General features: G+C 71.3%; 4 protein-coding genes. All 4 read right to left on the bottom strand.

Annotated features, from left to right (window positions below):
- A partial coding sequence (gene tmk, locus R6V09_RS41865; RefSeq protein ID WP_317886730.1) for a dTMP kinase occupies window positions 1–2,488 on the bottom strand: 2,488 nt, incomplete at its 3' end.
- Window positions 2,489–2,641: 153 nt separating this feature from the next.
- A complete protein-coding gene (gene topA / locus R6V09_RS41860) occupies window positions 2,642–5,482 on the bottom strand; it encodes a type I DNA topoisomerase (protein ID WP_317886729.1) in 2,841 nt (946 codons plus the stop codon).
- 248 nt (window positions 5,483–5,730) lie between these two features.
- Entirely contained in the window at window positions 5,731–5,928 is a 198-nt protein-coding gene (locus R6V09_RS41855; RefSeq protein ID WP_317886728.1) for a hypothetical protein, read from the bottom strand.
- Between the two features lie 96 nt (window positions 5,929–6,024).
- On the bottom strand, window positions 6,025–6,939 hold a 915-nt coding region (locus tag R6V09_RS41850), incomplete at its 5' end, for a septum formation family protein (RefSeq protein ID WP_317886727.1).

Raw genomic sequence — 6,939 nt, 5'->3', positions numbered from 1 at the left:
CCTCGGCCTGCTTGCGCAGCCGGTCGGCCTCGGCCCTGCGGCGGGTCTCCTCGGCGGCGCGGGCCTCTTCCTCGGCGAGGAGGCGGGCCTTCTCCTCCTCGGCACGCCTGCGTGCGTCCTCGGCGCGCTGGCGGGCCTCTTCGGCCTGGCGTTCGGCCTCGCGGCGCTGGGCCTCCTCCAGCTCGCGCCGCTTGCGCTCCTCCTCCTCGGCGCGCAGCTGGGCGAGCCGCTCCTGGCGCTCGCGCTCCAGGCGCTCCTCCTCGGCCTTGCGGGCGGCCTCTTCCTCGGCCTTGCGGCGGGCCTCCTCCTCGGCGGCCTTGCGCGCTTCCTCCTGGGCCTTGATCTCGGCCTCGGAGAGCGGCAGGACCGTGTCGAGGCGGTGCCTGATCACGGTGGTGACGGCCTCGGGCTCCTGGCCCGCGTCCACCACCAGGTAGCGGCCGGGGTCGGCGGCGGCCAGCGTGAGGAAACCGGACCGCACACGCGCGTGGAACTCGGCGGGCTCCGACTCCAGTCGGTCCGGCGCCTCCGTGAACCGCTCGCGGGCGGTCTCCGGGTCCACGTCCAGCAGGACGGTCATGTGGGGGACGAGTCCGTCGGTCGCCCACCGGTTGATGCGGGCGATCTCGGTCGGGGACAGGTCACGGCCCGCGCCCTGGTAGGCCACGGACGAGTCGATGTAGCGGTCCGAGATGACGATCGCGCCGCGCTCCAGGGCGGGTCGTACGACGGTGTCGACGTGCTCCGCGCGGTCGGCGGCGTAGAGCAGCGCCTCCGCGCGGTGGGACAGTCCCGCCGACGACACGTCGAGCAGGATCGACCGCAGCCGCTTGCCGACCGGTGTCGCGCCGGGCTCGCGGGTCAGTACGACCTCGTGTCCCTTGCCCCTTATCCACTCGGCGAGGGCTTCGGCCTGGGTGGACTTCCCGGCGCCGTCGCCACCCTCCAGGGCGATGAAGAAGCCGGTGGTCGCGGGCACGGTGTCGGGGTCGTCGCCGCCGAGCAGGGCGTCCCGCAGGTCGTGCCGCAGCGGTACTCCGGAGCGGTCGTCGACCTTGGCCAGCACCAGGGCGGCGACCGGCAGCAGCAGTGCGCCGACCAGCATCAGCGTGAACGCGGCTCCGCCGTGCGCGAACACGAACTTGCCGTTCTCCAGGCGGTGCGGGCCGATCAGCGCGGCCACCAGGGGGGCGATCAGCGCGCCGAGTGCCACGGAGACCCGGACGACCGCGTGCAGGTGCTCGGTCGTGCGTGCCCTGCGGTAGTCCTCGGCCTCCTGGTCGAGGAGGGTGTGCCCGGTGTTGGCGGCCACACCCGCGCCGATGCCGGCCAGCGCGACGATCAGCAGCACGGTGGTGACGTCCGGGACCAGGCCGGCGGCGAGCAGCGCGATGCCGGTGAAGGCGATCGCCAGCGTGAGGAGGCGGCGCCGCGACAGCGTCGGGAGCAGGGCGGGTGCCGTACGGATGCCGAGCACGACCCCGCCGGTCAGTCCGAGCACCAGCAGCCCGAAGGTCACCGGGCCGCCATGGAGGTCCTTGGCCTGGAGCACGGACACGGCGACGGCGGCGGAGATCGCTGCGGCGACGGCCGCGCAGGCGACCACGAGCAGCGCGATCGCGCCTGTACGGCCCTTGTCGATGCCGGTGCCCGTCCTGGGGCGGCGCAGTCCTTCGAGCGGCGACCGCGCGCGCGGGGTGCGGATTCCGGGCAGTTCCAGGGCGGTCAGGACGGAGAGGGACGCAGCGAACAGTCCGGCGGCGACGTACGAACCGAGCGCCGCCTGGTGCTGGGCGAACCAGGCGACGCCCGTGCCCAACAGGTTGTTCAGCAACGCGGCCACTACGAGGGCCGCGGCGGCGAGCGGGATCGCCACGAAACTCGTGCGCAGCGAGAGCCGTCGTAGGGCGTCCATGTGGTCGGGCAGCGGCCGGACCGTGGCGCCCTCCAGCGGCGGGGCCGGCAGCAGGGCGGGCGCCGCGCTCTCGCGGCACACCGTCCAGAAGCGCTCGGCGACTCCGGTGACGAAGGCGGTCACCAGGAGCACGGCCAGTGCGTTGTCCGGAGTCCAGTCGATCCACAGCGGGGCGACGATGAGCAGCGCGGCCCGCAGACCGTCCGCGCCGACCATGGTCCAGCGCCGGTCGAGGGGGCCGTCCTGCGAGGTGAGCGAGGTGAGCGGGCCGAGGAGCACCGCCCCGAAGAGCAGTGTCGCCAGGATGCGCGCCCCGAAGACGGCCGCCACCGCGAACGCCACACCCCGATAGCCGCCGCCGAACGAGCCCAGGGCGATCGCCGATTGAAGGGCGAGCACGACCAGGACCAGCAGGGCGAGGGTGTCACCGACACCCGTCACGAACTGCGCGCTCCACAACCGCTTGAGCTGCGGCTGGCGCAGCAGGGCGCGGACGGCACGCTCGCGGGAGTCCGCGACAAGGGCGTCGTCGGGGGCCGGCTGGTGGGCCGTTGGCTGCTCGGCTGGCGTCATGCTTTCAGCCTATCGGCAGCCACCGACAACAAGCCGCGCCCGCCCGGAGCTGCGCACACCCCGACACCAAAGTGATGCCGGGGCGTTCGTTTCGCGACCCCGCGGTGCAGGAAGCGTGCGCGCCTCAGGTCCTGGGCAACAGCCCGGCAGACGTCAGTCCTCCGACGTCACCTTGGAGGTGGCCGTCTTCTTGGCCGTCGCCGTCTTCGCCGCCGTGGTCGTCTTCTTGGCGGCCGTGGTCGTCTTCTTCGCGACGGTCTTCTTGGCCGTCGTCGTCTTCTTCGCGGGCGCCTTCTTGGCCGCCGTCTTCTTCGCCGGGGCCTTCTTCGCCGTCTTCTTGGCGGGCGACTTGGCCCGCTTCTCGGCGAGCAGCTCGTAGCCGCGCTCGGGGGTGATCTCCTCGACGCTGTCGCCGGAGCGCAGGGTCGCGTTGGTCTCGCCGTCGGTGACGTACGGCCCGAAGCGGCCGTCCTTGACGACGACGGGCTTCTCGCTGACCGGGTCGGTGCCCAGTTCCTTCAGCGGCGGCTTGCCGGCGGCCCGGCCGCGCTGCTTGGGCTGGGAGTAGATCTCCAGCGCCTCTTCGAGGGTGATCGTGAAGAGCTGGTCCTCGGCCGTCAGCGAGCGGGAGTCCGTGCCCTTCTTCAGGTACGGCCCGTAGCGCCCGTTCTGCGCGGTGATCTCCACGCCCTCGGCGTCCTTGCCGACGACGCGCGGCAACGACATCAGCTTGAGGGCGTCGGCGAGCGTCACCGTGTCGAGGGTCATCGACTTGAACAGCGAGGCCGTACGCGGCTTGACGGCGTTCTTGCCGGTCTTCGGGGTGCCCTCGGGGAGCACCTCGGTGACGTACGGGCCGTAGCGGCCGTCGCGGGCGATGACCTGGTGGCCCGACTCGGGGTCGGCGCCCAGCTCGAAGTCGCCGCTCGGCTTGGCGAGCAGTTCCTCGGCGTGCTCGACGCTGAGCTCGTCGGGCGCCAGGTCCTCGGGGACGTCGGCGCGCTGGTGGTTCTCGGAATCCTTCTCGCCGCGCTCCACGTAGGGGCCGTAGCGGCCCACCCGCAGCATGATGTCGTTGCCGACCGGGAAGGACGACACCTCGCGGGCGTCGATCGCGCCCAGGTCGGTGACGAGCTCCTTGAGGCCGCCCAGGTGGTCGCCGTCGCCGTTGCCGGCCTCGGCGGCGCCCGTCGCCTCGCCCTCGCCGAAGTAGAAACGCCGCAGCCACGGCACGGCCTGCGCCTCGCCGCTGGCGATGCGGTCGAGGTCGTCCTCCATCTTGGCGGTGAAGCTGTAGTCGACGAGCCGCCCGAAGTGCTTCTCCAGGAGGTTGACCACGGCGAAGGACAGGAAGGACGGCACCAGGGCCGTGCCCTTCTTGAAGACGTAGCCGCGGTCGAGGATGGTGCCGATGATCGACGCGTACGTCGACGGGCGGCCGATCTCGCGCTCTTCGAGCTCCTTGACGAGGCTGGCCTCGGTGTAGCGGGCCGGGGGCTTGGTGGCGTGCCCGTCGACCGTGATCTCCTCGGCGCTGAGCGCGTCGCCCTCGGCGACCTGCGGCAGCCTGCGCTCGCGGTCGTCCAGCTCGGCGTTCGGGTCGTCGGCGCCCTCTACGTAGGCCTTCAAAAAGCCGTGGAAGGTGATCGTCTTGCCGGACGCGCTGAACTCGACGTCCCGGCCGTCGGACGAGGTGCCCGCGATCTTCACGGTGACGGAGTTGCCGACCGCGTCCTTCATCTGGGAGGCGACGGTCCGCTTCCAGATCAGCTCGTAGAGCCTGAACTGGTCGCCGGTCAGGCCGGTTTCGGCGGGCGTGCGGAAACGATCACCCGAGGGGCGGATCGCCTCGTGCGCCTCCTGGGCGTTCTTGACCTTCCCGGCGTACACGCGCGGCTGGGCCGGCAGGTAGTCGGCGCCGTACAGCTGCGTCACCTGGGCGCGGGCGGCCTTGACGGCCGTGTCGCTCAGGGTCGTGGAGTCCGTACGCATGTAGGTGATGTAGCCGTTCTCGTACAGCTTCTGCGCGACCTGCATCGTGGCCTTCGCGCCGAAGCCGAGCTTGCGGCTGGCCTCCTGCTGCAGCGTCGTCGTACGGAACGGGGCGTACGGCGAGCGTCGATACGGCTTCGACTCGACGGACCGGACGGCGAAGTCGGTGTTCTCCAGGGCGGCGGCCAGCGCGCGGGCGTTGTCCTCGTCGAGGTGGAGGGTGTTCGCGCTCTTGATCTGTCCCAGGGAGTCGAAGTCGCGGCCCTGGGCGACCCGCTTGCCGTCGACGGCCTGGAGGCGGGCGACGAGGGTGGAGGGGTCGCTCGCGTCCCCGGCCCGGCCGGTCCCGAAGGTGCCGGTCAGGTCCCAGTACTCGGCGGAACGGAACGCGATGCGCTCGCGCTCCCGCTCGACGACGAGCCGGGTGGCGACGGACTGGACACGGCCGGCCGACAGGCGCGGCATGACCTTCTTCCACAGGACCGGCGAGACCTCGTAGCCGTAGAGGCGGTCGAGGATCCGGCGGGTCTCCTGGGCGTCGACCAGGGGCTGGTTGAGGTCGCGCGGGTTGGCGACGGCGGCGCGGATCGCGTCCTTGGTGATCTCGTGGAACACCATGCGCTTGACCGGGACCTTGGGCTTCAGGACCTCAAGGAGGTGCCACGCGATGGCCTCGCCCTCGCGGTCCTCATCGGTGGCGAGGAAGAGTTCGTCGGAGTCCTTGAGGAGGTCCTTGAGCTTCTTGACCTGGGCCCGCTTGTCGGCGTTGACCACATAGATCGGCGCGAAGTCGTGGTCGACGTCCACACCGAGGCGGCGCACCTCGCCGGTGTACTTCTCTGGCACCTCGGCGGCGCCGTTGGGAAGGTCACGGATGTGCCCGACGCTCGCCTCGACGACATATCCGGGGCCGAGGTAGCCCTTGATCGTCTTCGCCTTGGCAGGGGACTCGACGATGACGAGTCGGCGGCCGCCGTGTGCGGTCTCGCTGGTCGGGGACAACTTCGCTCTTCTCTCCGGTCGACGCTGGGGGCCTCCCCTGGGGCCTTCGTCCCGGGGTCGGGTCATGGTGACGCTGCGGAGTGTGACGGTACATCCCGCCCCCGTGTCAAACGGGAAAAGCCCGCAACGGCCACTCGAACGGTAACCCGACTACCGCCATTCCTGCCGCCCGGAGTCCCCACCGGCCTTTCCGGAGTGATCCGGAGGGTGATCCCCCGGTTACCCGTGCCCCGGCTCGGGCGCGGTGCTCAGACGTGCAGGAAGCACCAGGTTCCGAGGAACAGGGCGGCGACCGCGACGACGCTCGCGAGGGTCGCCGATGCGACCGGGTTCACACCCTGGGCGACGGGTTCACGGTGTCGCACCCTGACCGCGGTCCACAGCAGCAGCGCGCCTCCGAACAGGGCGAACACCAACCCCGCGAAGATCGCCGGCCCGCTCTCCATGCGTGTCCCCTCCCGACCCGGATACCCCGGTCCGGGAGGCTGGCAGCCGTGGGCGACGGGCAGGCCAACCCCCGGTGAATTCGCGGCGCACAACCCTCAGGCGGCCGTGCCCGAGGACGATATCGCCCCGGTCGTCCGGGTGCGGTCGGCCTGGCCCACCGTGCACACGACCGAGTTGAATCCGGCCTTCCAGTTGTCCTCGTCGGACAGATACCCGAAGACGGAGCGGTCGGTTCCGGGCGCCCAAGTCGACTCGAACTTGTTGCTGCACAGCTTGTTCCCCTGCTGCAGCGCCTCCTGGAACGCCATCGTCTTCGGAGTCGTCACGAAACCGATCACCTGGTCGGTGTGCTCGTCGGCGCAGTCGGCCAGGGACGCCGTGAAGTACGTCTTGTGGTCGACGTACAGCCAGCAGTCGCCGACGCTCATCTCGGTGGTCCACACGTTCGACCCGGTGTCCCGGAAGCGCCCTATCTCGCCGCCGATCGGCACATGACGGCCGAGTACGAGACACGCCGTACCGCCCCCGGCCGCCCCGAAGCCCGCCTGTGTCGGCGTGAGGGCGTACACGTCCGCGTCGGCCAGGGAGTCGGCCGCCGCCTTCGCCTTGCCGACGCACCGCTCGGCACCGTGGTCTCGGGCGTCGGCGAAGTCGCTCGCCGTGTCGACCGCCATCACCTGGCCGTCGGGAACGTCGTGCGCACAGCTCACGACCCCGAGGTTGGGCCGCGACCGGAACGCCGTCCCGGTCCACACCGCGTGCACGCAATCGCCGGTCTGCAGCGCCTTCTTGAGACCGACCTCCTGGCCGTACGGATACTCGGAGCCCGTCGGCGACGACGACACGGACGGGGACGCCTTCTTCGTCGCCGCCGTGTCCTTGCCACCGGTCAGCGTGGTCACCGCCCACACCCCGCCGGCGATCACCAGCGCGACGGCCACCACGAGGGCGACGACCGCCGCGACCGGCTTCCGCCGCCGCGGCCCACGGCCCGGCGGACCGGCCGCGTG

The organism is Streptomyces sp. W16, assembly GCF_033194735.1.
Taxonomy (GTDB): Bacteria; Actinomycetota; Actinomycetes; order Streptomycetales; family Streptomycetaceae; genus Streptomyces.
Note: the sequence above shows the minus strand (reverse complement) of the source record. Positions and strands in the feature narration are given on the sequence as shown.

Coding starts and splice junctions, on each gene's coding strand:
- R6V09_RS41855 (WP_317886728.1), bottom strand. CDS start 5,928: ATGGAGAGCGGGCCGGCGATCTTCGCGGGGTTGGTGTTCGCCCTGTTC.